This is a genomic window from Klenkia sp. PcliD-1-E (genome assembly GCF_024124375.1).
Classification (GTDB): domain Bacteria; phylum Actinomycetota; class Actinomycetes; order Mycobacteriales; family Geodermatophilaceae; genus Klenkia.
Genome location: NZ_JAMXRZ010000017.1, coordinates 23,610 through 48,949, shown reverse-complemented (window position 1 = coordinate 48,949; position 25,340 = coordinate 23,610). Strand labels below are relative to the sequence as shown.

The window sequence follows — 25,340 nt, the reverse complement described above, 5'->3', positions numbered from 1 at the left end:
GCCGACGGCGGGCGACCGCCCCGGCGGCGACCGCACCGGCGGCCCCCAGGCCGCCGATGCCCATCGCCGTGGTCCGCTCGACCCCGGCGGTGCTGCCGCCACCGGTCTCGGCGCCGCCGGCCGGGGTCGTCCCCATCTGGGCGGCCTGCAGCCCACCGCACGCGGCCGGGGCGGTGGCCTCGATCGGGAGCGACGGGTCCAGCTCGCTCATGACGTCACCGTCGTAGGCACCCGACCCGTCCTTGTCGACGCCGTGCACCACCAGGACGGCGGTGCCGGCCTGGAAGGCCGCGGCCACGTCCGGGGTGACCTCGAAGGTCCGCTCGTAGTCCAGCGCGCCACCGGGAGCGGTCGGGAACCGGTCCACGGCCAGACCGCTGTCCGGGCTCGTGTCGCCCTCGGTGGTCAGCGAGGCACCGATCGCCCCGTAGTAGGACGCGGCTTCGGGGACGCTGACGAAACCGTCGCCGTTGGCGTCGTCGGCCAGGCCGTTGCTGGGGCAGGTGCCCTGCGCCCCGATGTGGAAGTGCTGGGCGTGCGGTGCACCCGCCAGCAGACCGGTTGCCTGGATCTGCACGGTGGCGGTGGTGCCGTCCAGGGTCACCATGCCGGTGCCGGTGACCCCGGAGTCGTTCACCGGCCCGAGGTCGGCCTGGTAGCTGGCCGCCCCGTCGTCCGCGGACGCCGCGGTCATCGTCAGCAGGGGGAACGCCGCGGCGACGGCCGCGACGGCGGGGAGTGCGAACAGTGTGCGCATGAGGGAGCTCCTCGGTGTCGTGGTGCGTTCGCCTCCGTGGAGGCGGTGGGCACGGGACGGCGGGGTGGAGCGCTCGACCACCGACCCGACAGGTGCTGCGGTGCACCTGCCCTCGTGCCGGCCCCTCGGGGCCGTGACCACCGTGGTGGCGCACCCGGTTGCTGCAGGCCGCACCACGTGATCACCCAGTGTTCGCACAGCACCGGCACACGGTTCACCCGATCGGGGAGGAATTCCCCGGCTACTCGTCCTCGGTCCGGTAGCCCAGGTTGGGCGCCAACCACTTCTCCGCCTCGGCCACGGTCCAGCCCTTGCGGGCGGCGTAGTCGGCGACCTGGTCGCGAGCGAGCCGGCCGAGCACGAAGTACTGGGACTGCGGGTGGGAGAAGTACAGCCCGCTCACCGCGGCGCCGGGCCACATCGCCATCGACTCGGTGAGCCGCACCCCGATGGCGTCCTCGACGTCGAGGAGGCGCCAGATCGTCTGCTTCTCGGTGTGCTCGGGGCACGCCGGGTAGCCGGGGGCCGGCCGGATGCCCCGGTACTTCTCGGCGATCAGCGCCGCGCCGTCCAGGTGCTCGTCGGGGGCGTAGCCCCAGAACTCGGTGCGCACCCGCTCGTGCAGCCGCTCGGCGAAGGCCTCGGCCAGCCGGTCGGCGAGCGCCTCGAGCATGATCGCCGAGTAGTCGTCCAGCGCCGCCTTGAACTCCGCGACCTTCTCCTGCGACCCCAGCCCGGCGGTCACCGCGAACGCGCCGACGTGGTCGCGCAGACCGGTGGAGGCCGGCGCGACGAAGTCGGCCAGCGACTTGCGCGGGGACCCGTCGCGTCCCTCGCCCTGCTGGCGCAGGTGGTGGAAGGTCGCGGCGACCTGGGTGCGGGCCTCGTCGGCGTAGACGGTGATGTCCTCGACGCCGTCCACCCGGGCGGCCGGGAACAGGCCCAGCACACCGGCCGCCCGCAGCCACTTCTCCGCCACGATGCGGTCGAGCATCGCGTTCGCGTCCTCGTACAGCCGCCGGGCGGCCTCGCCGGTCGCGGGGTTGTTGAGGATGTCGGGGAACCGGCCGCGCATCTCCCACGCGTTGAAGAACGGCTGCCAGTCGATGTAGTCGCGCAGCTCGGCCAGCGGGTAGTCGGTGAAGACCCGGGTGAACTGCGTGGCGCCGCGGTGGTCGCAGCCCGCTCCGGTGCAGGCGGCGGGTGCCTGCCGGTCCAGCAGGTGCGGCCGCGGGGGCCGGTAGCCGGTCCAGTCGATCCCCGGTGCCGCGGCGCGCGCGGCCGCCAGCGGCAGCAGCGCCCGGGTGTCCTCGCGGGCGGCGTGCCGCTCGCGCAGCGCGTCGTAGTCGGCCTCGGTGGCCGCCAGCAGGCCCGGCCGCTGCTCGTCCGACAGCAGCGCCGCCACCACCGGCACCGAGCGCGACGCGTCCTTCACCCAGATCACCGGGCCGTGGTAGCGCTGGTCGACCTTGACCGCCGTGTGCGCCCGCGAGGTCGTGGCACCGCCGACCATCAGCGGGATGTCGAAGCCCTGCCGCTCCATCTCGGCGGCGAACCCCACCATCTCGTCCAGCGACGGCGTGATCAGCCCGGACAGGCCGATCACGTCGGCGCCGTGCTCCTTGGCGGCATCCAGGATCCGCTGCGCCGGGACCATGACGCCGAGGTCGACGACGTCGTAGTTGTTGCACTGCAGGACGACGCCGACGATGTTCTTGCCGATGTCGTGGACGTCGCCCTTGACCGTCGCCATCACCACGGTGCCGTTGCTGCGACCGGCGTCGCCGGGCTGCTTCTCCGCCTCGATGTGCGGCACCAGGTGGGCGACGGCCTTCTTCATCACCCGGGCGCTCTTGACCACCTGCGGCAGGAACATCTTGCCGGCCCCGAAGAGGTCGCCGACGACGTTCATGCCGTCCATCAGCGGGCCCTCGATGACCTCGATCGGCCGGCCGCCGCGGGCGGCGATCTCCAGCCGCAACTCCTCGGTGTCGCTCTCGGCGAACTCGTCGATGCCCTTGACCAGCGCGTGGGTGATCCGTTCCCCCACCGGCAGCGACCGCCACTCCTCGGTGGCGACCTCCCGGGCGGCGCCGTCCCCGGCGTAGTCCCCGGCGATCTCCAGCAGCCGCTCGGTGGCGTCCGGACGGCGGGCCAGCACGACGTCCTCGATCCGCTCGCGCAGCTCCGTCGGCACCTCGTCGTAGACCTCGAGCGCCCCGGCGTTGACGATGCCCATGTCCATCCCGGCCCGGATGGCGTGGAACAGGAACACCGCGTGGATGGCCTCGCGGACCGTGTTGTTCCCTCGGAAGCTGAAGGACACGTTGGACACGCCGCCGGAGACCAGGGCGCCGGGCAGGTTGGCCTTGATCCAGGCGGTGGCCTCGATGAAGTCCAGGCCGTAGCGGGCGTGCTCCTCGATGCCGGTGGCCACGGCGAAGACGTTGGGGTCGAAGATGACGTCCTCGGCCGGGAAGCCGACCTGGTCGACCAGGATGTCGTAGGCCCGGCGGCAGATCTCGGTGCGCCGCTGCAGGGTGTCGGCCTGGCCGGCCTCGTCGAAGGCCATCACGACGACGGCGGCGCCGTGCTTGCGGCACAGCCGGGCCTGCGCGACGAACTCCTCCTCGCCGTTCTTCAGCGAGATGGAGTTGACGACCGACTTGCCCTGCACGCACTTCAGCCCGGCCTCGATGACCTCCCACTTGGAGGAGTCGACCATCACCGGCACCCGGCTGATGTCCGGCTCGGCGGCGATGAGCTTGACGAAGCGGTCCATGGCCGCGACGCCGTCGATCATGCCCTCGTCCATGTTGACGTCGATGACCTGCGCGCCGGCCTCCACCTGCTGGCGGGCCACCGCGAGCGCTGCGGCGTAGTCGCCGGCCTTGACCAGGTTCCGGAAGCGGGCCGACCCGGTGATGTTGGTGCGCTCGCCGACGTTGACGAACAGCGACTCCGGGACGACGGTCAGCGGCTCCAGGCCCGACAGCCGCAGCGCCGGCGGGACGACGGCCGGGGTGCGCGGGGCCAGGCCCTCGACGGCGGCGGCGATCGCCGCGATGTGCGCCGGGGTGGTGCCGCAGCACCCGCCGACCAGGTTCACGAACCCGGCCTGCGCGAACTCCTGCAGCACGGCTGCGGTCTCGTCGGGCGCCTCGTCGTACTCGCCGAAGGCGTTGGGCAGCCCGGCGTTGGGGTAGCAGGACACGAAGGTGTCGGCGACCCGCGACAGCTCCGCGACGTAGGGCCGCATCTCCGCCGCGCCCAGTGCGCAGTTCAGCCCGACCAGCAGCGGCCGGACGTGCCGGACGGAGTTCCAGAACGCCTCGGTGACCTGGCCGGACAGCGTCCGCCCCGACGCGTCGGTGATGGTGCCGGAGATCATCACCGGCCAGCGGCGGCCGCGGTCCTCGAACAGCGTCTCCAACGCGAAGATCGCGGCCTTGGCGTTGAGCGTGTCGAAGATGGTCTCCACCAGCAGCACGTCGGCGCCGCCGTCCACCAGGCCGCGGGCCTGCTCCAGGTAGGCCTCGACCAGCTCGTCGTAGCTGACGTTGCGGGCGCCGGGGTCGTCGACGTCCGGGCTGATGGACGCCGTCCGGCTGGTGGGGCCGATGGCGCCGACGACGAAGCGGGGCCGGTCGGGCGTGGCGACGGCGTCGGCGGCCTCGCGGGCCAGCCGGGCGCTGGCCACGTTGAGCTCGTAGGCGAGGTCGGACATGCCGTAGTCGGCCAGCGAGATGGCCGTGGCGTTGAAGGTGTTGGTCTCCAGCAGGTCCGCGCCGGCGGCGAGGTACTCGTCGTGGATGGCGCGGATGATGCGCGGCTGGGTGATCGACAGCAGGTCGTTGTTGCCCTGCACCTCGGTCTGCCAGTCGGCGAACCGCTCGCCGCGGTAGCCGGCCTCGTCGGGCCGGTCGCGCTGGATCGCGGTGCCCATGGCCCCGTCCAGGACGAGGATCCGCTGGGCGAGCAGGCCACGCAGCTGCTCGGTGGCGTCGGGACGGACGGCGGTCTCGGGCACGGGATCCTCACGGGCGGTGTCAACGGGAGCTGCTCGCGCTGGGGCGAGCCAGCAGCGTTGCGGGGCTCCGCGGTGCGACCGGTCGTCGCCCATGGTCGCACGTCCGGCCGGTCGGGCGGTGCCGCGCCACGGGCGACGTAGGCTGGGAGGGGTGATCGACCCCATGTCCGGCCCCTCCGACCTGCCCCGCCTCACCGACCCCGTCGTCGTCGTGGCCTTCGAGGGCTGGAACGACGCCGGGGACGCCGCCACCGGCGCGCTGGAGCACCTGGAGCTGACCTGGGACGCCCAGCCGCTGGCCGCGCTGGACCCCGAGGACTACTACGACTTCCAGGTCAACCGCCCGCAGGTCAACCTCGTCGACGGCATCAGCCGGCGCATCGAGTGGCCCACCACCCGCATCTCGGTCGCCCGCCGGCCCGCCGGCAGCGACCGCGACGTCGTCCTCGTGCGCGGCATCGAGCCCAACATGCGCTGGCGCGGGTTCTGCGCGGAGCTGATCGGCATCCTGACCGAGCTCGACGTCTCCACCGTGGTCGCGCTCGGCGCGCTGCTCGCCGACACCCCGCACACCCGGCCCACGCCGGTCACCGGCTCGGCCTACGACGAGGAGTCCGCCCGCACCTGGGGCCTGGAGACCTCGAAGTACTCCGGGCCCACCGGCATCCTCGGCGTGTTCCAGGATGCCTGCGTGCAGGCCGGGCTGCCGGCGGTGAGCTTCTGGGCCGCCGTCCCGCACTACGTCTCCCAGCCGCCCTCCCCCCAGGCCACCGTCGCGCTGCTGCACCGGGTGGAGGAGGTCCTCGAGCTCACCGTCCCGATGGAGGGCCTCACCGAGCAGGCCGCCCAGTGGGTGAGGACCGTCGACGAGATGGCCGCCGACGACGACGAGGTCGTGGAGTACGTGCGGGCGCTGGAGGAGAAGGCCACCGAGACCGACCTTGCCGACGCCGACGGCGACCAGATCGCCCGGGAGTTCGAGCGCTACCTCAAGCGCCGCGACCGCGGCTGAGCGCCGTGCACATCGCGATCCTCCGGATCGCACCGCGGCCACGTGCCGTCCCCCGGCTGCGACGAGCGTTGCTGCTCCCTCCTCGGGGAGGGGGACTCGTGCCTCGCCCCCTCCCGTCGTCGCGATGAGGTCGAGCCGTTCGTCGGGGACCCTCCGGGCCCCGCTCCTCGCGTCTCAGGGCAGCAACGGCCTCATGAGGGCCGTCGCGTCGGCGCCGAAGAGGCGGTCGTGGGTGGTGAGGGCGTAGCGGTCGGTCATGCCGGTGACGTGGTCGACGACCTGGGTCATCGTGTCGGCCTCGGCGTCCCGGTAGCTGTTCGGGATCTGCTCGGGGTGGGCCAGGTAGTGCTCCACCAGCCGCCGGATGACGTCGATCGCCACGTGCTTCTGCCCGGCGGCGACCTCCGAGCCGTAGACCCGCTCGAACATGAACGCCCGCAGCTCGTGCATGGCCTCCAACGGCTCCGGGGCCATCACCACCCGGCCGCCGTCGGCGAGGCTGCCGGCCACCACGGCGTCGATCATCGCGCCGACCATCTGGCTGCCCGGCTCGCCGAAGACCTGGCGCGCCCGCGCCGGCAGGTCACCGGGGGCCAGCACCCCGGCCCGGACGGCGTCCAGCGCGTCGTGGGAGAGGTAGCCGATCCGGTCGGCGTACCGGACGCACTCGGCCTCGCGGGTGGTCGGCGGCGGGTCGATCTTCCAGCTGTGCGCCCGCACCCCGTCGCGCACCTCCCACGTGAGGTTGAGGTCCTCCAGCCGCTCCACGATCCGCACGCCCTGCGCGGCGTGGTGCCAGCCGCCGGGGACGTAGGGGTCCAGCGCCTCCTCGCCGATGTGCCCGAACGGTGAGTGGCCCACGTCGTGGCCCAGCGCGACCGCCTCGGCGAGGGTCTCGTTGAGCCCCAGCGCCGCGGCCAGCGACCGGGCCACCTGGGTGACCTGCAGGGTGTGGGTGAGCCGGGTGACGAAGTGGTCGCCGTCGGGGTGCAGGAAGACCTGCGTCTTGTGCTTGAGCCGGCGGAAGGCCTTCGCGTGCAGGATGCGGTCGCGGTCGCGCTCGTACGCCGTCCGCAGCGGGTCCTCCGGCTCGGGCCGCGCCCGGCCGCGCCCGGCGGTGGACCGGGCGGCGCCGGGCGCGAGTGCCTGCTCGGCTCGCTCGCGGGCGGCCCGGTCGGTGAGCCGGAACTGCGACACCGGACTACAGGGCGATGCCGAGCAGCGCGTCGACGGCGTCCCGGACGACGTCGGGTGCGCCCTCGTCCTGCTCGGCGTCCTGGCCCCCGGCCAGCGTGGTGGCGGCCCAGGCGTCGACGGTGGCGATGGCGCCGGGTGAGTCCAGGTCGTCGGCCAGCCGCTCGCGGACGGCGACCAGCACCTCGGCGGCGCAGGCGCCCGACGCCCGGGTGACCGCCTCGCGCCAGGTGGCCAGCCGGCGCTCGGCGGCCGCCAGCAGGTCCGGCGTCCAGGCGCGGTCGGTGCGGTAGTGGCCGCTCAGGAGCGCCAGCCGGACCGCCATCGGGTCGACGCCGTCGCCGCGCAGCCGGGACACGAAGACCAGGTTGCCGCGGCTCTTGCTCATCTTCTCGCCGTCCAGGCCGATCATCGCCGCGTGCACGTAGGCCTGCGCGAAGGGCTTGGCACCGGTGAGCGCCTCGGCGTGGACCGCGGAGAACTTGTGGTGCGGGAAGACCAGGTCGCTGCCGCCGCCCTGGACGTCGAAGCCCATGCCGATGGTGCCCAGCGCGATGGAGGCGCACTCGACGTGCCAGCCCGGGCGGCCGGCGACGCCCTGCGGGCCCGGCCAGGACGGCTCGCCCTCGCGGGCGCCGCGCCACAGCAGCGGGTCGAGCCGGTTGCGCTTGCCCGGCCGGTCGGGGTCACCGCCCCGCTCGGCCGAGAACCGCAGCATGGTGGCCTCGTCGTAGCCGCTCTCCCCGCCGAAGCCGGGCGCCTGGGCGATGTCCTGGTAGACGTCGCCGGTGCCGTCGTCGAGGGTGTAGGTCAGGCCCGCGGCCTGCAGCTCCTCGATGTGCGCGACGATCTGCGGGATGGCCTCGACCGCACCCACGTAGTCCTCGGGCGGGAGCACCCGCAGCGCCGTCATGTCCTCGCGGAACAGCGCGGTCTCGCGCATCCCGAGCACGACCCAGTCCTCGCCGTCGCGGTCCGCGCGCTCGAACAGCGGGTCGTCGACGTCGGTGACGTTCTGCACGTAGTGCACGGCGTGGCCGAGGTCGCGCCAGAGCCGGTTGACCAGGTCGAACGCCAGGTAGGTGGCGGCGTGGCCGAGGTGGGTGGCGTCGTAGGGCGTGATGCCGCAGACGTACATCCGCGCCGTGGGCCCCGGGGTGGTCTGCACGACCTCGCGGCGCGCCGTGTCGTGCAGGCGCAGGGCGGGGCCGTTGCCCGGCAGGGACGGCAGGAGGGGGGCGGGCCAGCTGAGCACGCCCCGAGCCTACGGCGGGGGTCCGACGGACCGGCTCAGAAGGGCGGCCAGGGCAGGGCGGGCCAGTCGCCGCTGGGCTCGGGGTGCCGCCGGCTGCGCAGCAGGTCGGCCACCCGCTGCTGGGTGCGCCGGACCTCGGTGCGGGTCAGGTGCTCGTGCAGCTGCTCGCCCAGGTCGTCGCGCAGCTGGTCCTGCAGCCTCTCCAGGACCCCCAGCGCCTCGTCGGTGAGCGGCTTGCCGGCCCAGCGCCACAGCAGGGTGCGCAGCTTGGGGTCGGGCGAGAAGCAGATGCCGTGGTCGACGCCGTACACGTGGCCGTCGGCCATCGGGATCATGTGGCCGCCCTTGCGGTCGGCGTTGTTGACCACCGCGTCGAACACCGCCATCCGGCGCAGCGCCGGGTGGTCGCGCCGGACGAACGTGGTCATCTCCACCGTCGGGTCGGCGTGCTGCCACAGCTGCACCATGCCGGGGCCGAACGGGCCGTCGCGCAGCACCGTGGGCGGCACGACCCGCCAGCCGGTGGCCTCGGAGACCAGGTAGGCGCTGATCTCCCGGCCGGCGAGGGTGCCGTCGGGGAAGTCCCACAGCGGCCGCTCGCCGCGCACCGGCTTGTAGACGCACTCCCCCGCCAGCTCCGGGGTCCGGATCGCGCCGATCAGGGTGACGTTGGAGGCGTCGAGCAGCCGGCCCTCGAGGTCGAGCTCGCCGTCCAGCAGCAGGGTGCGGGCCTCGGCGTCGCCGGCCGGGGAGCGCCGGTCGCCGTGGTCGAAGGCCAGCCCCTCCACCTCGCGGGTCTCCTCGCCGTCGGGCTCGTCCTCGTACTCGTCGTCCTCGGCCAGGTCGTCGAGCTCGCCGTCCAGGTAGGCGTCCACGAGCTCGTCCCCCGTCCGCGGCCCGGGCTCGGTCAGCGCCGGTACCCGTTCTGCCGCGGGCAGACGTGGCCCGTGGGGTCCAGCGGCATCGAGCACAGCGGGCAGGAGGGCCGACCGGCGGAGACCACGCGCCGGGCGCGGGCGACGAAGCCGCGGGCGACGGCGGGGGTGATGACCACCCGCAGGGCGTCCGGGCCCTCGTCGGAGTCGGACAGGATCGCGTCCTCGTCGATGGGCTCCTCGCCCGCGGCGACGGCCTCCACGACCACGGCCTGCGCCTCGCCGTCCCAGGCCAGGCCCATGGCCGCGACGCGGAACTCCTCCTCGACCGGGGCGGTGAGCGGGTCGAGGTCGTCGACGTCGGCGTCGGGCGGGACGACGGTGGTGGCGCGGGTGGCGACCTCGTCGAGCAGCTCGCTCATCCGCTCGGCGAGCACCTCGACCTGCGACTTCTCCAGCGCGACGCTGATCACCCGGCCGGCCTCGTCCGCGGCCTGCAGGTAGAAGGTGCGGTCCCCGGGCTGGCCGACGGTGCCCGCGACGAAGCGGACGGGGCGTTCGAAGAGGAAGACCTGGCGTGGCACGGCGTCGAGGTTACGCGCCGCCGGGGCCCGCGCCCCCGCCCACGACGGCGTCCGAGGACGCCTTCCGCGACCGCCGGCCACGCTTCTTCGGCGGGATGAGCCCGCTCACGTCGCCCCCGGTGTCGTTGACCCGCAGCACGAAGGGCCGGGTGTCGGTGTAGTTCACGACCGAGATCGACGCGGGGTCGGCGACGATGCGCTGGAAGGAGTCCAGGTGCATGCCGTAGGCGTCGGCCAGGATCGCCTTGATCACGTCGCCGTGGGTGCAGGCCAGCCAGACGGCGTCCGGCCCGAGGGTGGCGTTCCACTCCCGGACGGCGGCCACGGCGCGGGCCTGGGTGTGCGCCAGCGCCTCGCCCTCGGGGCCGGGGAACACCGCGGCCGAGGGGTGCTGCTGCACCACCTTCCACATGGGTTCCTTGAGCAGCTCCTTGATCGGCCGGCCGGTCCAGTCGCCGTAGCGGCACTCCCCCAGCCGGTCGTCGGTCCGCAGCTCCAGCTCGCGGCCGGCGACGACGGCGCCGGCCGTCTGCTGGCAGCGCTCCAGCGGGCTGGACACCACCGCGGCCAGCGGGACGCCGGCCAGCCGGGCGCCGACCGCGGCCACCTGCTCCTGCCCCTTCTCGTCCAGCTGGACCCCGGGGCTCCACCCGGCCAGCACCCCGGCGGCGTTCGCCGTCGTCCGGCCGTGGCGGAGCAGGATCACGGTCGTCATGGGGCTTGCCTCCGGTCTTCGGCCCCGGGCAGGGGCCCGGTGCGAGCGTGCGAGTGCTGGGGGGCTCGGGGTCCTTCCCCATGCCAGCGAGGTTAGGTGCCCGAGGTCAGGGCGTGAGCAGACCGGCGCCGACGGCGGTGAGCAGCGCCAGGCCCAGCACCACCCGGTACACGACGAACGGGGTGAAGGTGCCGCGCTCCAGGTAGCGCAGCAGCCAGGCGATGACGGCCAGGCCGACGCCGAAGGCGATGACGGTGGCGACGATCGTCGGGCCCCAGTCGACCCCGCCGCCGGCTGTGTCGCCGGTGAAGGCCTCGTAGGCCTGGAAGAACCCCGAGCCCAGGACGGCGGGGATGGCCAGCAGGAAGGAGTAGCGGGCCGCCGCGGCGCGGGTGTACCCGAGGAACAGGCCCATGGTGATCGTGCCGCCGGAGCGGGAGACGCCGGGGACGAGCGCGGCGGCCTGGGCCAGGCCGTAGAGGATGCCGTGCCCCACGGTCAGCTCGGTGAGCTGGCGTTCCTTGGACCCGACCCGGTCGGCGAAGTAGAGCACCAGGGAGAACACGACCAGCGCGATGGCGATGATCCGCAGGTCGCGGAAGGTGGTCTCGATGGTGTCCTGGAACAGCAGGCCCAGGACGACGATCGGGATGGACCCGATGATGATCAGCCAGCCCATCCGGGCGTCGGGCTCGGCCCGCAGCTGCTTGTCCTTCAGCGACAGCACCCAGGTGCGGATGATCGACCAGATGTCGTGCCGGAAGTACAGGAGCACGGCGAGCTCGGTGCCGATCTGGGTGATGGCGGTGAACGCCGCACCCGGGTCGTCCCAGCCGAACACCGAGCCGACCACCCGCAGGTGCGCGCTGGAGGAGATCGGCAGGAACTCGGTGAGGCCCTGCACGAGCCCGAGGACGACGGCTTCAACCCAACCCACGGGGCGGCAGCCTACGGTCCGGACCTCGGGGGTCCCGGTAGGTTGACCCCTCGTGGAACAGCGGGCGTTGGGGCGCAGCGGCCTGGTGGTCTCCCGGCTGGCACTGGGCACGATGACCTGGGGCCGCGACACCGACGAGGACGAGGCCGCGATGCAGCTCACGGCGTTCGTCGACGCCGGGGGCACGCTGGTCGACACCGCCGACGTCTACGCCGACGGGGAGTCCGAGCGGACGCTGGGCCGGCTGCTGGCCGACGTCGTCCCGCGCGAGGACGTGCTGGTCGCGACCAAGGCCGTGGGCCGCACCCGCACCGGCGCGATGGGCCGCGGGGCCTCCCGTGGGCACCTGCTGAACGCCCTCGACGCCTCCCTGGAGCGCCTCGGCCTGGACCACGTGGACCTCTGGCAGCTGCACTCGTGGGACGAGCACACCCCGCTCGAGGAGACCCTCGCTGCGCTGGACACCGCGGTCAGCAGCGGCCGCACCCGCTACGTCGGGGTGAGCAACTTCACCGGCTGGCAGACCGCGCAGGCCGCCACGTGGCAGAAGGCGTGGCCCGGACGCGCGCCGATCGTGAGCACCCAGGTCGAGTACTCCCTGCTGCAGCGAGGCATCGAGCGGGAGGTCGTCCCCGCCGCCGAGGCGCTGGACATCGGCGTCCTGCCGTGGTCGCCGCTGGGCCGCGGCCTGCTGACCGGCAAGTACCGGCACACCACGCCCAGCGACAGCCGCGGCGCGCACGCCCAGTGGTCGCCGTTCGTCGACGGCCTGCGCTCCAAGGACACCGACCGGGTCGTCGAGGCAGTCTGCACCGCCGCGCAGGGACTGCACACCGTGCCCCTGGCGGTGGCGCTGGCCTGGCTGCGCGACCGCCCCGGCGTCGTCGCCCCCGTCGTCGGCGCCCGGACGGCGGCCCAGCTGCAGGTCAGCCTGGACGCCGAGGAGGTCACCCTGCCCGCGGCGATCCGCTTCGCGCTGGACGAGGTGTCCGCGCCGCACACCTCGTACCCCGACCGCCGCCCCGGATGAGCTCACCCGACACCTTCGCCGCCTTCTGCGCCGCCGGGCTGTGGCCCGGGCTGGGCAAGCGCGCGGCCGCCGAGCTCCCCGGCGCCGGCATCACCACCCCGGAGCAGGTCACCGCCGACAACCTGGTGAAGCTGCCCCGGGTCGGCAGGCAGCGCGCCGAGCGGCTGTTCTCCTCGTTCCTGTCCGCGGCGCCGGCCTACGAGGTCGTCGAGATGCTGGTGGCCGCCGGGCTGCCGGCCAAGCTCGCCGCCGGGGTGGGCGACGTCCTGGGGCCGGACGCCGGACGGCGGCTGCGCGACGACCCCTGGCGGTTGCTGCTGCTGAACCAGGTGTCCCTGGCCGATGCCGACCGGCTGGCCATCGCGGTGCTGAACGGCGCCGACCGGCAGGACGGCCGCCGCGGCCGTGCCCTGGTCGCGCTGACCCTGCGCACCGCCAGCCGCGACGGGCACACCGTGCTGCCGGTGGAGCAGGTGGTGTCCGCGCTGCGCGCCGAGGGCGTCGAGGACGTCGCCGCCGCGGTGCTGGCCGCCGTCGACTCCGGCGACGTGCTCGAGCACGAGCCCCCGTTCGACCCGGAGTCCGACGAGGAGCCGGACCCCGCGTTGCGCACGCTGAGCCTGGCCCGCTACGGCATGGCGGAGGACGCGGTCGCCGAGGGCGTCGCGCGACTGGCCGCCACCGCCGAACCCATCGCACCGGCCAGCGCGGTGAAGGCGGTGGCCACGGGCCTGGACCCGGCGCAGAAGAAGGCCGTCGAGCAGGTGCTGACCGCCGGGGTGTCGCTGCTCACCGGCGGCCCCGGCACCGGGAAGAGCCGCACGGTCGCCAGCGTGGTGAAGCTGCTGGAGAGCAAGGACGTCGAGGTCGCCCTCGCCGCCCCGACCGGCCGCGCGGCCAAGCGGCTGGAGGAGCTGACCGACCACCCGGCGACGACGGTGCACCGGCTGCTGGGCGCCCAGGGCATGACCGGCGGGTTCTCCCGGGACGAGGAGTGGCCGCTGGACGCCGACGTCGTGGTGGTCGACGAGGCCTCCATGCTCGACGTCGAGCTCACCGCGGCGCTGCTGGAGGCCTGCCCCGAGGGCACCCACCTGCTGCTGGTCGGCGACCCCGCGCAGCTGCCCTCGATCGGGCCGGGCCACGTGCTCGGCGACCTCATCGACTCCGGCGCCGTCCCGGTCACCGAGCTGACCACGCTGCACCGGCAGGCCGCGGGTGGGGCGATCGCGCAGCTGGCCACCGGGGTGCGCGGCGGCGAGTTGGTGCAGGTGGAGTCGAAGGACCGCGAGGTGGTCATCGTGCCCGCGCAGGGCAGCGGGGAGGCCGCCCGCCGGGTGGTGCAGCTGGTCACCGACTCCATCCCCCGCGTGCTGGGCATCGACCCGGCCGCCGTCCAGGTGGTGACGCCGGTGCACCGCGGGCCGGCCGGCACGATCGAGCTGAACAAGGCGCTCAAGGCCCAGCTCAACCCGGGCGACGGCACGGTGTGGGGCTTCGACGTCGGCGACCGCGTGGTGGCCACCGCCAACCACCTGGACCTGGAGCCGGTCGGGTTCGCCAACGGCGAGGTCGGCGTGGTCACCGGCACCGGCGACGGCACCCTGTCGGTGGACTTCAGCTCCGGCCCGTGCACGGTCCCGACCTCGGCGCTGGGTGACCTCAAGCACGGCTGGGCGATCACCGTGCACCGCGCGCAGGGCTCGGAGTGGCCCGGCGTCGTCGTGGTGCTGCCACCCGAGGCCGGCGGGATGCTGTCGCGGCCGCTGGTCTACACCGCGCTGACCCGCGCGCAGCGGCACCTGTCGATCGTGCACGCCAGCGGCGCGGCCCTGGCGAGGGCGGTCCGCGAGGTCGACGTCAAGCCCAGGCGCACGCGGCTGGCCGCCCTGCTGCGGGAGCAGCTCGCCGAGTAGCCCCCGCCCTTCCCCCCCTGCGCACCGTCGATCGACGCTGGCTGATCACTTCCGGCCCGGAGTGATGGGTCACCGTCGATCGACGCTTCTCGGCAGGGGCGGGAAAAGGGGGTGCGGGCCTCCTCACGCTGCGGCAGCATCCACCCGTGCGCTGACGACCTCGCCCCGCCCCCTCCCCCGGCGACACCCGCGAGGTCCCCCGTGTCCATCACGCTCGACGCCCTGTTCTTCTCCTGGCCCGACGGCACGCCCGTGCTCGACGAGGTCACCGCCACGGTCGGCCCCGGCCGCACCGGCCTGGTCGCGCCCAACGGCGGCGGCAAGACCACCCTGCTGCGCCTGGTCGCCGGCGAGCTGACCCCCACCGGCGGGTCGGTCGTTGTTGACGGTGTGCTGGGGTACCTGCGCCAGGACCTGCCGCTGACCGCCACCGGCACGGTCGCCGACGCGCTCGGCGTCGCCCCGGTGCTGGCCGCGGTCCGCGCGGTCGAGGCCGGCGACGCCGACCCCGAGCACTTCGAGGTCATCGCCGACGACTGGGACGTCGAGGAGCGCGCCGCCGCGCAGCTGGACCGCCTCGGCCTGGGCGGCACGGTGCTGGACCGGCAGCTGAGCACGCTCAGCGGCGGCCAGGTGGTCGCCGTCGGCCTGGCCGGCCAGCTGCTGCGCCGTCCCGACGTCCTGCTCCTCGACGAGCCCACCAACAACCTCGACCGCACCGAGCGCGAGCGGCTGGCCGGGGTGGTCGAGGCGTTCCCCGGCACGCTGCTGGTGGTCAGCCACGACCGCGAGCTGCTGGACCGGATGGACCGCACCGCCGAGCTGACCCGCGGCTCGCTGCGCACCGTGACCGGCGGGTTCTCCGACTGGGAGGCGGTGGTGGCCGGCGAGCAGGCCGCGGCCGAGCGCGACGTCCGCGGGGCCGAGCAGGCGCTGCGCCGGGAGAGGCGGGAGCGCCAGGAGGCCCGGGAACGCGCAGGGCGCCGCAGCTCGTCGGCCGCGCGGAAGGCCCCGGACGTCGGCATCCCGAAGATCCTGCTGGGCGCGCGGAAGCGCCGGGCCGAGGAGTCCGCGGGCCGCGCCGACGGCACGCACGGCGCCCGCGTCGACGACGCGCACGCCCGGCTGCAGAGCGCCGAGGCGGCGCTGCGGGACGACACCACCATCGCCCTCGACCTGCCCGGCACCCGGGTCCCGGCCGGCCGCACCGTGGTGGACGCGGTCGGCGTCGACGTCCGCGGCCTGTTCCCCGGCGGGGTGGACCTGTCGCTGCGCGGGCCCGAGCGGGTGGCGCTGACCGGCGGCAACGGGTCGGGCAAGACGACCCTGCTGCGGGTGCTCGCCGGGGACCTGCAGCCCGACCGGGGCACGGTGACGCGGGCGGAGGGCCGGGTGGCCTACCTGTCCCAGCGGCTGGACCTGCTCGACCCCGGGACGACGGTCGCCGACGCCCTGGCCGCCGCGGCGCCCGACAGGCCCGGGACCGAGCGGCGGACCCTGCTCGCCCGGTTCCTGTTCCGGGGTGCCCGGGCACACCTGACGGTCGGTGCGCTGTCGGGCGGGGAGCGGCTGCGCGCGGTGCTGGCCTGCGTGCTGTTCGCCGAGCCCGCCCCCCAGCTGCTGCTGCTCGACGAGCCGACGAACAACCTCGACCTGGCGAGCACCGCCCACCTGGTGGCTGCGCTCGCCGCCTACGAGGGGGCGCTGGTGGTGGTCAGCCACGACGAGCGGTTCCTGGCCGAGCTGCGGCTGGACCGCCGGGTGGAGCTCAGCCCCGCCGGCAGCAGCGGCGTGCCGCGCACAGGAGCCGGTGCACCGCCGGGCCGAGCTCCGCCTCGGTGGTGACGGGCGCGTCGAAGGGCACCCGGACGTCGCGGTGCCCGCGGGCGGACTCGATGCGCAGCCGGAACCCAGCCCGGTCCAGGCCCAGCGGCCGGACGACGTCGCCCTCGCCCAGCCACTCCGCCGGGATGCGGGAGCGCAGCAGCTCCAGCTCGGCGGGGTGGTCGGCGTCCAGGTGCTGCAGCGCGGCGGCCTCGACGGCGACCAGCGGGTCGGGCCCGGCGGCGGCGTAGTCGTCGGGGTCGACCTCGACGGAGCCGCCGCCCTCGCCGAGCACCACCTCCGCGAGGTCCAGCCGCAGCAGGGTGGCCGTCGTCCCCACGTCGAGCAGGGCACCGGCCGGGACGGCCTCGGCGAAGGCCAGCGCGGCCGCCCGCTGGTCCTCGGTGCGGACCGGGCTGAGCCACCCCGACAGCCACAGCTGCGCCCGGACCGGGTCGCGCAGCGGCACCGGGGCGTGGTCGGTGACCATCAGCAGCGCGGGCAGGTCGCCGTCGGGGGCGGTGCCGACGGCGGCGGCCAGCTCGCCCTCCGCGGCGACCACGAGGAACACCTGCCCTGCGAGCGCCGGCCCTACCCACCGGGCGAGCACGGCCGCAAGCGCAGGACCACGTCGGACTACAAGACCCGGCTGCTGGAGAAGCAGCGGCTGCGTGCGCAGTACGACGTGAGCGAGACCCAGCTGCGGTTGGCCTTCGACCGGGCGAAGAAGGTCGGCCGGACGACGGGTGCGAAGACCGGCGAGGCGCTGCTGCTGGACCTGGAGTCCCGGCTGGACGCCACGGTGCTGCGCGCCGGGTTCGCACGGACGGTCTACCAGGCCCGCCAGGTGGTCACCCACCAGCACGTCACGGTGAACGGCCGCCGGGTGGACCGGCCCAGCTACCGGGTCGAGCCCGGGGACGTCGTGGCGATCGCTGCGCGCAGCCGCGCCAAGCAGCCCTTCCAGGTCGCGGCGTCCGGCGCGCACGCCGCGGCACCGGCCTACCTCGACGTCCGGCTGGCCGAGCTCACCTGCGTCGTGGCCCGCCGTCCGCAGCGGTCGGAGATCCCGGTGCGGTGCGAGGAGCAGCTGGTCGTCGAGCACTACTCCCGCTGACCCGCCCGGCCCCTCCGCCGCTCGTGATCATGGGGTTGTGGCGCGGTGACACGCCCGGGGTCCGGGTGTCCGCGGCACCAACCCCATGATCACCACCTGACCGCCACCGGGGTGACACCCCCGACAGGTGCGCCCGGCAGCGTGGAGGAATGCGCATCGTGCTCGTGGCGAACCTGCACCACCCCACCTCGGGCGGGCTGCGGACGGCGGTCGACCGGCTGGCCGCGGGATACGCGCAACGGCCCTCCCGGTCGACGTCCGTCGGCAGGCGGCCCGCGCGCCGGCCGCGGTCGACCGCATGCTCGATCTGCTCCCCGCCGCATGACCTGAGGGTGGCCCGACATCCGTGACGGTGGCCGCACGGTGCACCGACCGGCGACCGTGCAGGATGTCGGGCCACCCCGTGCTGCGGGGCCGCCGGACAACCCGCACGGTGGTCGGGTGCGACGAACCGCTGCCGCCCTGCTCCCCCTCGCCCTGGTGCTCGCCGCCTGCTCCTCCGGCGGCGGGGACGCCCCGGCCGACCAGGCGAGGAAGGCCGCCGAGCCGGCCGACTCCCCCGAGCTCACCACCGACCCGGCCGGCACGGTGGTCGACCTGGACCCCGACGCCGAGGGCATGGTGTTCGACCCGGTGACCGGCCTGCTCGCCGTCGCCGTCCGGGACCCGAACCGGCTCGTGCTGACCGACGCGGACGGGGTGCAGCAGCAGGAGATCATGCTGCCCGGGCACGCCCGGCACCTGCAGCTGGCTGCCCCCGGCGGTCCGGTGCTCGTGCCGGCCGAGGACTCGAACACCCTGGTGCAGGTGACGCTGCCCGGCGGCGAGGTCAGCGAGACGACGGTCGGGGACTACCCCCACGACGCCGCGCAGGTGGCCAGCGGCCAGATCCTGGTGGGCGACGAGATGGGCGGCACGCTGTCGGTGGTCACCGACGGCGAGGTCACGCAGACCTTCGACAGCCAGACCCAGCCCGGCGGCGTGGCCACGGTCGGCGACATCGCGGGCGTGGTCGACGTCGGCGCGTTCACGATCACCACCTACGACGTCGCCGCGGGTGAGCTGCAGACCGTGGCCGACGCCGGGGACGGGCCCACCCACGTGGTGGCCGACGGGCAGGGCCGGTTCCTGGTCGCCGACACCCGCGGGGACGCGATGCTGGTCTACGGGTCCGACCCGCTGCAGCTGGAGTCGACCTACCCGCTGGACGGCAACCCCTACGGCCTGGCCTACGACTCCACCGACCAGGTCGTCTGGGTGACGCTGACCGCGACCAACGAGGTCGTCGGGCTCTCCACCGCCGGCGAAGAGCTCACCGAGGTGGCCCGGTTCCCGACCGTCCGCCAGCCCAACACGGTCGCGGTCGACCCGACGACCGGCCGGGTGTTCGTGGGCAGCCGGGAGACCGGGCAGCTCCAGCTGGTCGACGCCCGGGGTTAGCGCCGGTCGTCGTCCTCGTCGTGCGGGACGGCGAGGGTCTGCTCGGCGACGTCGGCCGGGTCCGCCTCGGCGCCCGGGGTGGGCTCGGGTCCGACCTCCTCGGTGACGGCGCTCTCCTGCTCCAGCCGGTCGGCCTCGGGCACGGGTCCGCTCACGGGGTCCTCCTTCGTCGACTGCGGTGTCCCCGGGTCCTGTCCCGGTACGGCGCGGACGACACCTCCAGCAGGTGACCGGCTCGCCGACGGCTGGCACCATCGGTCGGGTGTCGACGACCGGTGAGTGGCAGTACGCCCCGCTGCGGATCCCGACCGGCACCTCCCGGTCGGCCGCCGCGCAGATGATGAGCCTGCAGGCCGAGCGCGGCGGGTGGGAGCTCGCCCGGCTCCAGGTGCACGCCGACGGCAGCCGCCGGGTGATCATGCGCCGCCGTGCGCGCCTGGACTACCTCCCGCTCCCCGCGGTCTGACACCCCCCAGGTACCGCTTCCGGTACGTGGGCACGGCCGCGGCTACGGGACGAGCACGACCTTGCCGACGGTGCCGCGGTCGCCGAGGGCGACCAGCGCGGTCTGCGCCTGGTCCAGCGGCAGCGTCTGCCCGATCACCGGGTCGATCTTCCCGTCGGCGAACAGCGCGCACAGCGCGTCGTGCACCTCGGCGATGCGGCCCGGGTCCTTGCTGCGGTACAGGCCCCAGTGCAGGCCGAGCACCGAGTAGTTCTTCACCAGCAGGTGGTTGGCCTTGGCAGCGGGGATGCGGCCGGAGGTGAACCCGACGACGACGATGCGGCCCTCGAAGGCGATGCACTTGGTCGACCCGTCGAAGACGTCGCCGCCGACCGGGTCGTAGACGACGTCCGCGCCGTGCCCGCCGGTGATCTCCTTGACCCGGGCGACGAAGTCCTCGCTGGAGTAGTCGACCACGTGGTCGGCACCGAGGTCGCGGCACACCGTCGTCTTGGCCGCACCCCCCGCGGTGGCGATGACCTGGGCACCGGCTGCCTTGCCCAGCTGGATGGCCGCCGTCCCCACGCCGCCGGCGCCGGCGTGCACCAGCAACCACTCCCCCGGCTGCAGGGCGGCGCGACGGTGCAGGCCGACGTAGCCGGTCTGGTAGGTGATGTAGAGCGCCGCGGCCTGCTCGTCGGACATGCCGTCGGGCACCGGCCAGGCAAACGCCTCGTCCACCAGCGCGTACTCGGCGAGCGCGCCGGGCCCCCCGGACGGCGACCCGAGCACGCGGCGGCCGTCGGGCAGCTCCCCGCACAGCTCCAGGCCGGGGGTGAACGGCAGCGGGGGCTTCTCCTGGTAGGTGCCCTGCGCCATGAGGATGTCGGGGAAGTTCAGGGCCGCGGCCCGCACCTTCACCTTGAGCTGACCGGGACCCGGTTCGGGCTCGGGCACCTCGTCGAGGGTCATGACGTCGACCGGGTCACCGAGGGAGTGCACTCGCCACGCGCGCATGGCCGCGACCTTGCCAGACCCGCTCAGAGCGGGCCGCGCAGGGCCCCGGGGATGCGGGCGGACTCCCCCGTCGCCGTCTTCGCGGCGGGTACGCCCTGGAAGCGGTAGGGCACCGCGCCCACGCCGGGCTGGACGACGTAGGCCGCGCCCGGGTCGGCCCCGGCCCAGGCGGCCTGCATCGCGGCGGCGACCTCGTCGGCGGTGAGCACCGGGAAGTCGGCGGCGGCGAAGTGCTCGCGCAGCGGGTCGATGATCGAGGTGTCGGCGAAACCCGGGCAGATCGCGGAGATGGTGATGCCCTCGGGGTGCAGCACCGGGGCCATCGAGCGGACGAAGGCCACCGCCCCGGCCTTGGCCACCGAGTAGGCCTGGTCGGTCGGCATCGGCGAGAGCCCGGCCAGCGACGCGGTCACGACGACCGAGCCGCCCCCGGCCCGCCTCAGCGCCGGGCGGACGGCGTCGGTGCCGTAGACCACGCCGTGCAGGTCGATGCCGACCACGCGCAGGTACTCCTCGACGTCCAGGGCGTCGGTGGTGCCCGAGCCCGCGATGCCGGCGTTGAGGAAGGCGGCGTCCAGCCGGCCGTGCTCGGCCTCGACGGCGGCCACGACGGCGACGTTGGCCGCGTGGTCGGCGACGTCGAGGACGGCGAAGCCCACGCCCAGCTCCTCGCCGACCCCGCGGTTGCGCTCGGAGTCCAGGTCGGCGAGCACCACCCGGACGTCGGCGTCCCGCAGCCGGGTGGCCAGCGCGCGGCCGAAGCCCCCCGCCCCTCCGGTGATCAGCGCGACGGAACCGGGCCGGGGAGTCTGGTCGCTCATGCCCGGCATCGTGGCACGGGCGTGGCCCGGGTCACCCGTTCGGGTCGGGCGGCTGCACCCCGGGAGCGGGCCGGCCGATGGGAGGAGGTGACCTGGCCGCCTGCCCTGCTGCGCACCGCTGCGTTCGGCGCGCTGTTCGCCGTCGCCGCCCTCGTCGGACGCGCAGCCGTCGTCGAGGGTTCGGCGGTCAGCCTGGTGTGGCCCGCCGCCGGCGTCGGGGCCCTGTGGTTGCTGCTGCAGCACGGACGCCGCACCCGCTGGCTGGACGGGCTGCTGCTGGTCGGGCTCGCCGTCGCCGTGGACCTGGCGACGGGCGGGACCCCGGTGCTCGCGGTCGGGCTGGCCCTGGTGGGCCTGCTGCAGGCGCTGCTGCTCGGTCACCTGCACCGGTTGCTGGCGACCCCGGGCCGGCCCGGTCCGCTGCTGCTGGACATGCGTGACCTCGGCGCGCTGCTGCTGGCGATCGGGGTCGCCACCACGGCCGGTGCGGTGGCGGGGACCCTGGTGCTGCGGGTCGCCGGGGACGGCGGGACGCCGGCCGACCTGCTCGTCTGGCAGGCCCGGAACGGGGCCGCCGCGCTGGTCGTCGTCGCCGCCGGGCTGAAGGTGCGGCAGCTGGTGCTGCAGCGCCGCAGGGTGACCCACCCGCAGCTGGTGCCCTTCCAGGTGCCCCGCGGGTGGCGGGCGGTCGAGCTGGCGCTGGCCGTCGCGGTCTCGGTGCTGGGCAACCTGGCCGTCTTCCTCTGGCTGCCGCACTACCCGATCGCCTTCCCGCTGTTCGCCCTCACCGCCTGGGTGGCCCTGCGCTTCGACACCGCGCTGACCGCATTGCGGACCGCGGTGGTCAGCCTGGTCGCCGTCCTGTTCACCCTGCACGGCAGCGGGCCCTTCGCCGGGGTCGACGACGTCCTGGCGCGCGCCGGCATCGTGCAGGCCTACGTGGCCATCGGCGCCGCGCTGGGCCTGGCCCTGGCCCTGGTCCGCGACGAGCGCCTCGTGCTGGTCGGGCAGCTCCGGGAGGCCGTCGACTACTCCGAGGAGCGGCACCGCCAGGTGCGGGTGCTGGCCGACGCCACGCGCACGGTGCTGCTGGCCGACGACCCCCGGCACGCGGTCTGCGCCGCCGTCCGGGAGGCGGTCGGGGCCGACGGCGCCTACCTCATGGAGCCCGACGGGGAGGGCAACCTGGTGTCCACCGCGGTGGACGGGCTGGACCTGGAGCCGTTGCGCTTCCCCGCCGACCCCGCGCGGTCGCTGACCGCGCGGGTCGTCGAGGACGGTCGGGCGCGCTTCGTCACCGACGCCGCCGCCGAGCCCGGTGTGCACCAGCAGTTCATCGGTGACCTCGGTGTCGTCTCGGCGGTCTGGCAGCCGGCCGCGGTGTCCGGGAACCGGGTGGTGGCGGTCATCGTCGTCGTCTGGCGCACCCCGGTCGACGCCTTCTGCGACACCACCCGCGGCGTGCTCACGGTGCTCGGCGCCGAGGCCGCCCGGGCCATCGAGCGGGGCACCCTGCTCGAGGAACTGGCCCGCGCGGCCGACCGCGACCAGCTCACGGGGTTGGCCAACCGTCGCCGCTGGGACGACCTGTCGACGATGGAGGTGGCCCGCGCGCAGCGCACCGGTGCGCCGTTGACCTTCCTGCTGCTGGACCTCGACCACTTCAAGGCGTTCAACGACAGCCGGGGCCACCAGGAGGGCGACGTGCTGCTGCAGGAGTTCGCGGCCGCCGCGACCGGGTGCCTGCGGGAGGGCGACCTGATCGCCCGGTGGGGCGGCGAGGAGTTCGCCGTGGCGCTGCCCGACTGCTCCGCGGCCGAGGGGCTGCAGGTCGCCGACCGGATCATCGCCGCGGTGCCGCAGGGCCAGTCGGCCACGGTCGGTGTGGCCCAGTGGCTGCCCGGGGAGAGCGGCGCGGACGCGCTGGGCCGGGCCGACGCCGCGCTGTACGCGGGCAAGAGGGCCGGCCGGGCGCGGGCGGTGCTGGCCGGTCAGCCGCTGGCGGTCTGACCGCCCCGGGCCGCGGCCACGAACGCCGCCGTCGCCGCCTCGTCGTCCAGGACGGTGAACCGCAGCGTGCTGCCGTCGACCCAGGCCGAGAGCTCCCGGCGCGGCCCGGTCAACCGACGCACGGTGCGGACGTCGACGCCGGTGACCCGGGTCAGGTCCACCCCGGCCAGGGTGGGCTGCCCGATCAGCTGGGCGTGCGCCAGCCAGAGTCGCCGGCCGGCGATCGCCAGGGCCTGCGCGCTCCCCGGTGCGGGCACCCTGCCCTGGGTCACCCGCAACGGGGTGACCGGGGCGAACCCGTCCTGGGTGAGCTGCCCGACCAGGAAGGCGACCAGCGCGTCCACTAGCTGGCCTTGAGGAACCGATCGAGCACGCGGATGCCGAACTGCAGGCTCTCCACCGGCACCCGCTCGTCGATGCCGTGGAACAGCCCGGCGAAGTCCAGGTCGGCGGGCAGCCGCAGCGGGGAGAACCCGAAGCAGCGCATGCCGAGGGTCTCGAAGCTCTTGGCGTCGGTGCCGCCGCTCATGGTGAACGGCACCGGGCGGGCGCCGTCGTCCTCGGCCTTGAGCGCGGCGACCATCTGCTCGACCAGCGGGCCGTCGAAGGTGGTCTCCACGGCCTGGTCGTGGTGGATGTACTCCCGGGTCACGCCCTCGCCGAGCAGCTCGTCGACCTGGGCCTCGAAGGCCTCCTCCTGCCCGTAGAGGAACCGGCCGTCGATGGTGGCGCTGGCGGTGCCGGGTATGACGTTGGTCTTGTAGCCGGCGTCGAGCATCGTGGGGTTGACCGTGTTGCGCAGGGCGGCGCCGATCATCCGGCTGATCGAGCCGAGCCGGGACAGCGCCTCGTCGGGGTGGTCGACGTCGATCTCCACGCCGTAGGCGTCCGAGACCTCCTCGATGAACTGCTTCATCGGCGGGGTGAGCACGGTGGGCAGCCGGGTGGAGCCGATCCGGGCGACCGCGGCCGACAGCTTCGTCACCGCGTTGTCGTCGTGCACGAAGGAGCCGTGGCCGGGGCGGGCCTTGGCCGTCAGCCGCATCCAGGCCAACCCCTTCTCGGCGGTCTGGATGAGGTACAGGCGCAGGTCGTCGCGGACGGTCAGGCTGAACCCGCCGACCTCGCTGATGGCCTCGGAGACGTTGTCGAACAGGTCGGCGTGGTGGTCGACCATGTAGTGCGCGCCGTACGTGCCGCCGGCCTCCTCGTCGGCGACGAACGCGAGGACGACGTCCCGGGGCGGCTTGGTGCCCGTGCGCGCCCAGTCGCGGACCAGCGCCAGGGTCATGGCGTCCATGTCCTTCATGTCGACCGCGCCGCGACCCCAGACGTAGCCGTCGCGCTGCTCGCCGGAGAACGGGTCGACGGTCCACTCGCTGCGGTCGGCGGGGACGACGTCGAGGTGGCCGTGGACCAGCAGGCCGGGGCGGTTGCGGTCCTCACCGGGGATGCGGGCGACCAGGGAGGCGCGGCCCTTCTCCGACTCGTGGATGACCGAGTCGATGCCGACCTCGTCGAGCTTGCCCGCCACCCACTCGGCGGCCTTGCGCTCCCCCGCGCTGGTGGTCGTGTCGCCGGTGTTGGTCGTGTCGATGCGGATGAGCTCGCTGAGCAGGTCCGCGACCTCGGCCTGGGCGTGGGCGAGCGGGGCGGGTGCGGTCGTCTCGGCCATGCGCCCGATCCTCCCACCGGGCAGGCATCCCGGCCGCCCCGCGCCCACCCGTCGAGCCTCCGGCCGCCCGGTCGCCACGCAGCCGTGCGGTCGGCGCGTGCCGCGACCGGATCACCGCCTGGCGGCCGGCTGGGCACCGGCGCGCCGTCCGCGAGGGGGTGCCCGGACGGCGATCGGGGTCCCGTATGCTTCGCCATGGCCGCGCCGCAGTGCGCCGGCCCACCTGTCCGGGTGGCGGAATGGCAGACGCGCTAGCTTGAGGTGCTAGTGCCCTTTATCGGGCGTGGGGGTTCAAGTCCCCCCTCGGACACTCAAAAGCCCAGTTTAGGGGCCCGTTTCACTCTCTCGTGATACTCCGGTGATACTGATCTTGATCGAGGGACCGGTTTCGGGCCGGTGCCGAGCCAGCTCGACGGTCCGCGAGTTCACCCACGCCCGACTCGAGGGAGCAAGCGGCTGGGCCTGTCCTGCGTGTGCTGGTCGCCGCCTGACCTGCACAAATGGCGCGTATCCCTCCGCGGCGAGGTCTTGTAGCGCCGGCTCGCTTGACCGCGGGTGCTGCAGATGCTGTCCGCGCCCGAGTTCAGGAGGGCGTTGCGGCGGGGATCGAAAGTCAACCTCCCCTTGATGCCGGGCTTGGTGGACCGAGTCGGCTTGCCCTTCAAGTCGAACGTCCTCTTCGGCGG

Annotated in this window: 21 protein-coding genes, 1 tRNA gene and 1 pseudogene; 9 read left to right on the top strand and 14 right to left on the bottom strand. The window is 74.4% G+C overall.

All coding sequences use genetic code 11. The annotated features are described in order from the left end of the window. On the bottom strand, positions 1-757 hold a 757-nt coding region (locus tag NH342_RS05530), incomplete at its 3' end, for a hypothetical protein (protein WP_253012398.1). A 241-nt stretch (positions 758-998) separates the two neighbouring features. Then, the gene (metH, locus tag NH342_RS05525; RefSeq protein ID WP_253012395.1) at positions 999-4,787 is read right to left on the bottom strand and encodes a methionine synthase; all 3,789 of its coding nucleotides are present in this window, start codon (positions 4,785-4,787) and stop codon (positions 999-1,001) included. Between the two features lie 151 nt (positions 4,788-4,938). Between metH and NH342_RS05520 the strand changes: the two genes are divergently transcribed. Continuing rightward, positions 4,939-5,799 carry a PAC2 family protein gene (locus NH342_RS05520; protein WP_308200614.1) on the top strand — a complete coding sequence of 287 codons (861 nt, stop codon included), beginning with the start codon at positions 4,939-4,941 and terminating at the stop codon, positions 5,797-5,799. Positions 5,800-5,973: 174 nt separating this feature from the next. Here NH342_RS05520 and NH342_RS05515 read toward each other — a convergent pair whose 3' ends face one another. From NH342_RS05515 to NH342_RS05490, 6 genes are all read right to left on the bottom strand, one after another. Further along, complete coding sequence (locus tag NH342_RS05515) at positions 5,974-6,996, bottom strand: HD domain-containing protein (RefSeq protein WP_308200613.1); 1,023 nt, start codon at positions 6,994-6,996, stop codon at positions 5,974-5,976. Between the two features lie 4 nt (positions 6,997-7,000). Further along, on the bottom strand, positions 7,001-8,248 hold the full coding sequence (gene mshC / locus NH342_RS05510) for a cysteine--1-D-myo-inosityl 2-amino-2-deoxy-alpha-D-glucopyranoside ligase (RefSeq protein ID WP_253012389.1): 1,248 nt from the start codon (positions 8,246-8,248) through the stop codon (positions 7,001-7,003). Between the two features lie 35 nt (positions 8,249-8,283). After that, complete coding sequence (locus tag NH342_RS05505) at positions 8,284-9,123, bottom strand: SCO1664 family protein (RefSeq protein WP_253012386.1); 840 nt, start codon at positions 9,121-9,123, stop codon at positions 8,284-8,286. Positions 9,124-9,155: 32 nt separating this feature from the next. Next, the gene (locus tag NH342_RS05500) at positions 9,156-9,707 is read right to left on the bottom strand and encodes a DUF3090 family protein (protein WP_253012384.1); all 552 of its coding nucleotides are present in this window, start codon (positions 9,705-9,707) and stop codon (positions 9,156-9,158) included. A 10-nt stretch (positions 9,708-9,717) separates the two neighbouring features. Then, a complete protein-coding gene (locus NH342_RS05495) occupies positions 9,718-10,422 on the bottom strand; it encodes a histidine phosphatase family protein (protein ID WP_253012381.1) in 705 nt (234 codons plus the stop codon). Positions 10,423-10,528: 106 nt separating this feature from the next. Then, positions 10,529-11,359 (bottom strand): undecaprenyl-diphosphate phosphatase, encoded by an 831-nt coding sequence (locus NH342_RS05490; protein WP_253012378.1) that lies wholly within the window; start codon positions 11,357-11,359, stop codon positions 10,529-10,531. A 52-nt stretch (positions 11,360-11,411) separates the two neighbouring features. Between NH342_RS05490 and NH342_RS05485 the strand changes: the two genes are divergently transcribed. The 3 genes from NH342_RS05485 to NH342_RS05475 all read left to right on the top strand — a co-directional run bounded on the left by NH342_RS05485 (position 11,412) and on the right by NH342_RS05475 (position 16,150). After that, positions 11,412-12,389 carry an aldo/keto reductase gene (locus tag NH342_RS05485; protein ID WP_253012375.1) on the top strand — a complete coding sequence of 326 codons (978 nt, stop codon included), beginning with the start codon at positions 11,412-11,414 and terminating at the stop codon, positions 12,387-12,389. After that, on the top strand, positions 12,386-14,305 hold the full coding sequence (locus NH342_RS05480) for an AAA family ATPase (RefSeq protein ID WP_253012372.1): 1,920 nt from the start codon (positions 12,386-12,388) through the stop codon (positions 14,303-14,305). The genes NH342_RS05485 and NH342_RS05480 overlap by 4 nt, the downstream gene beginning before the upstream one ends. 201 nt (positions 14,306-14,506) lie before the next feature. Then, positions 14,507-16,150 carry an ABC-F family ATP-binding cassette domain-containing protein gene (locus tag NH342_RS05475; protein ID WP_253012369.1) on the top strand — a complete coding sequence of 548 codons (1,644 nt, stop codon included), beginning with the start codon at positions 14,507-14,509 and terminating at the stop codon, positions 16,148-16,150. Here NH342_RS05475 and NH342_RS05470 read toward each other — a convergent pair. Continuing rightward, positions 16,074-16,739: a DUF2470 domain-containing protein gene (locus NH342_RS05470; RefSeq protein WP_253012367.1), complete on the bottom strand. Its 666-nt coding sequence runs from the start codon at positions 16,737-16,739 to the stop codon at positions 16,074-16,076. The genes NH342_RS05475 and NH342_RS05470 overlap by 77 nt on opposite strands. On the opposite strand from NH342_RS05470, the pseudogene rpsD reads away from it, so the two are divergent. Continuing rightward, positions 16,710-17,246 (top strand): annotated as a pseudogene (rpsD, locus tag NH342_RS05465) (30S ribosomal protein S4); the annotation flags it as partial. The gene NH342_RS05470 and the pseudogene rpsD sit on opposite strands and share 30 nt — an antisense overlap. A gap of 441 nt (positions 17,247-17,687) precedes the next feature. Then, positions 17,688-18,686 (top strand): hypothetical protein, encoded by a 999-nt coding sequence (locus tag NH342_RS05460; protein WP_253012364.1) that lies wholly within the window; start codon positions 17,688-17,690, stop codon positions 18,684-18,686. On the opposite strand, the gene NH342_RS05455 is transcribed toward NH342_RS05460, so the two are convergent. Further along, positions 18,683-18,841: a hypothetical protein gene (locus tag NH342_RS05455; protein ID WP_253012362.1), complete on the bottom strand. Its 159-nt coding sequence runs from the start codon at positions 18,839-18,841 to the stop codon at positions 18,683-18,685. The genes NH342_RS05460 and NH342_RS05455 overlap by 4 nt on opposite strands. Before the next feature lie 107 nt (positions 18,842-18,948). Between NH342_RS05455 and NH342_RS05450 the strand changes: the two genes are divergently transcribed. After that, a complete protein-coding gene (locus NH342_RS05450) occupies positions 18,949-19,152 on the top strand; it encodes a DUF5703 family protein (protein ID WP_253012361.1) in 204 nt (67 codons plus the stop codon). Between the two features lie 42 nt (positions 19,153-19,194). Here NH342_RS05450 and NH342_RS05445 read toward each other — a convergent pair whose 3' ends face one another. Then, positions 19,195-20,148, bottom strand: coding sequence for an NADPH:quinone oxidoreductase family protein (locus NH342_RS05445; protein WP_253012358.1), 954 nt, complete (start codon positions 20,146-20,148; stop codon positions 19,195-19,197). A 23-nt stretch (positions 20,149-20,171) separates the two neighbouring features. Continuing rightward, entirely contained in the window at positions 20,172-20,969 is a 798-nt protein-coding gene (locus NH342_RS05440; RefSeq protein WP_253012355.1) for an SDR family oxidoreductase, read from the bottom strand. 87 nt (positions 20,970-21,056) lie between these two features. Here NH342_RS05440 and NH342_RS05435 point away from each other — a divergent pair, with 87 nt between their 5' ends. Beyond that, complete coding sequence (locus NH342_RS05435) at positions 21,057-22,979, top strand: diguanylate cyclase domain-containing protein (protein WP_253012350.1); 1,923 nt, start codon at positions 21,057-21,059, stop codon at positions 22,977-22,979. Here the strand turns inward: NH342_RS05435 and NH342_RS05430 are convergent. Together NH342_RS05430 and NH342_RS05425 are read right to left on the bottom strand one after the other, a co-directional pair. Then, the gene (locus NH342_RS05430; RefSeq protein ID WP_253012347.1) at positions 22,961-23,323 is read right to left on the bottom strand and encodes a hypothetical protein; all 363 of its coding nucleotides are present in this window, start codon (positions 23,321-23,323) and stop codon (positions 22,961-22,963) included. The two genes, NH342_RS05435 and NH342_RS05430, sit on opposite strands and share 19 nt — an antisense overlap. Continuing rightward, positions 23,323-24,654, bottom strand: a complete 1,332-nt coding sequence (locus tag NH342_RS05425) for a M20/M25/M40 family metallo-hydrolase (RefSeq protein ID WP_253012344.1) — start codon at positions 24,652-24,654, stop codon at positions 23,323-23,325. The genes NH342_RS05430 and NH342_RS05425 overlap by 1 nt, the downstream gene beginning before the upstream one ends. 225 nt (positions 24,655-24,879) lie before the next feature. On the opposite strand from NH342_RS05425, the gene NH342_RS05420 reads away from it, so the two are divergent. Further along, positions 24,880-24,964 (top strand) — tRNA-Leu (locus NH342_RS05420). Positions 24,965-25,340: the final 376 nt, after the last annotated feature.

Bases quoted from the DNA above. Each gene is read 5' to 3' on its own strand.
- NH342_RS05495 (WP_253012381.1), bottom strand. From the start codon at position 10,422: ATGACGACCGTGATCCTGCTCCGCCACGGCCGGACGACGGCGAACGCC.
- NH342_RS05425 (WP_253012344.1), bottom strand. From the start codon at position 24,654: ATGGCCGAGACGACCGCACCCGCCCCGCTCGCCCACGCCCAGGCCGAG.
- NH342_RS05440 (WP_253012355.1), bottom strand. From the start codon at position 20,969: ATGAGCGACCAGACTCCCCGGCCCGGTTCCGTCGCGCTGATCACCGGA.
- NH342_RS05445 (WP_253012358.1), bottom strand. From the start codon at position 20,148: ATGCGCGCGTGGCGAGTGCACTCCCTCGGTGACCCGGTCGACGTCATG.
- NH342_RS05480 (WP_253012372.1), top strand. From the start codon at position 12,386: ATGAGCTCACCCGACACCTTCGCCGCCTTCTGCGCCGCCGGGCTGTGG.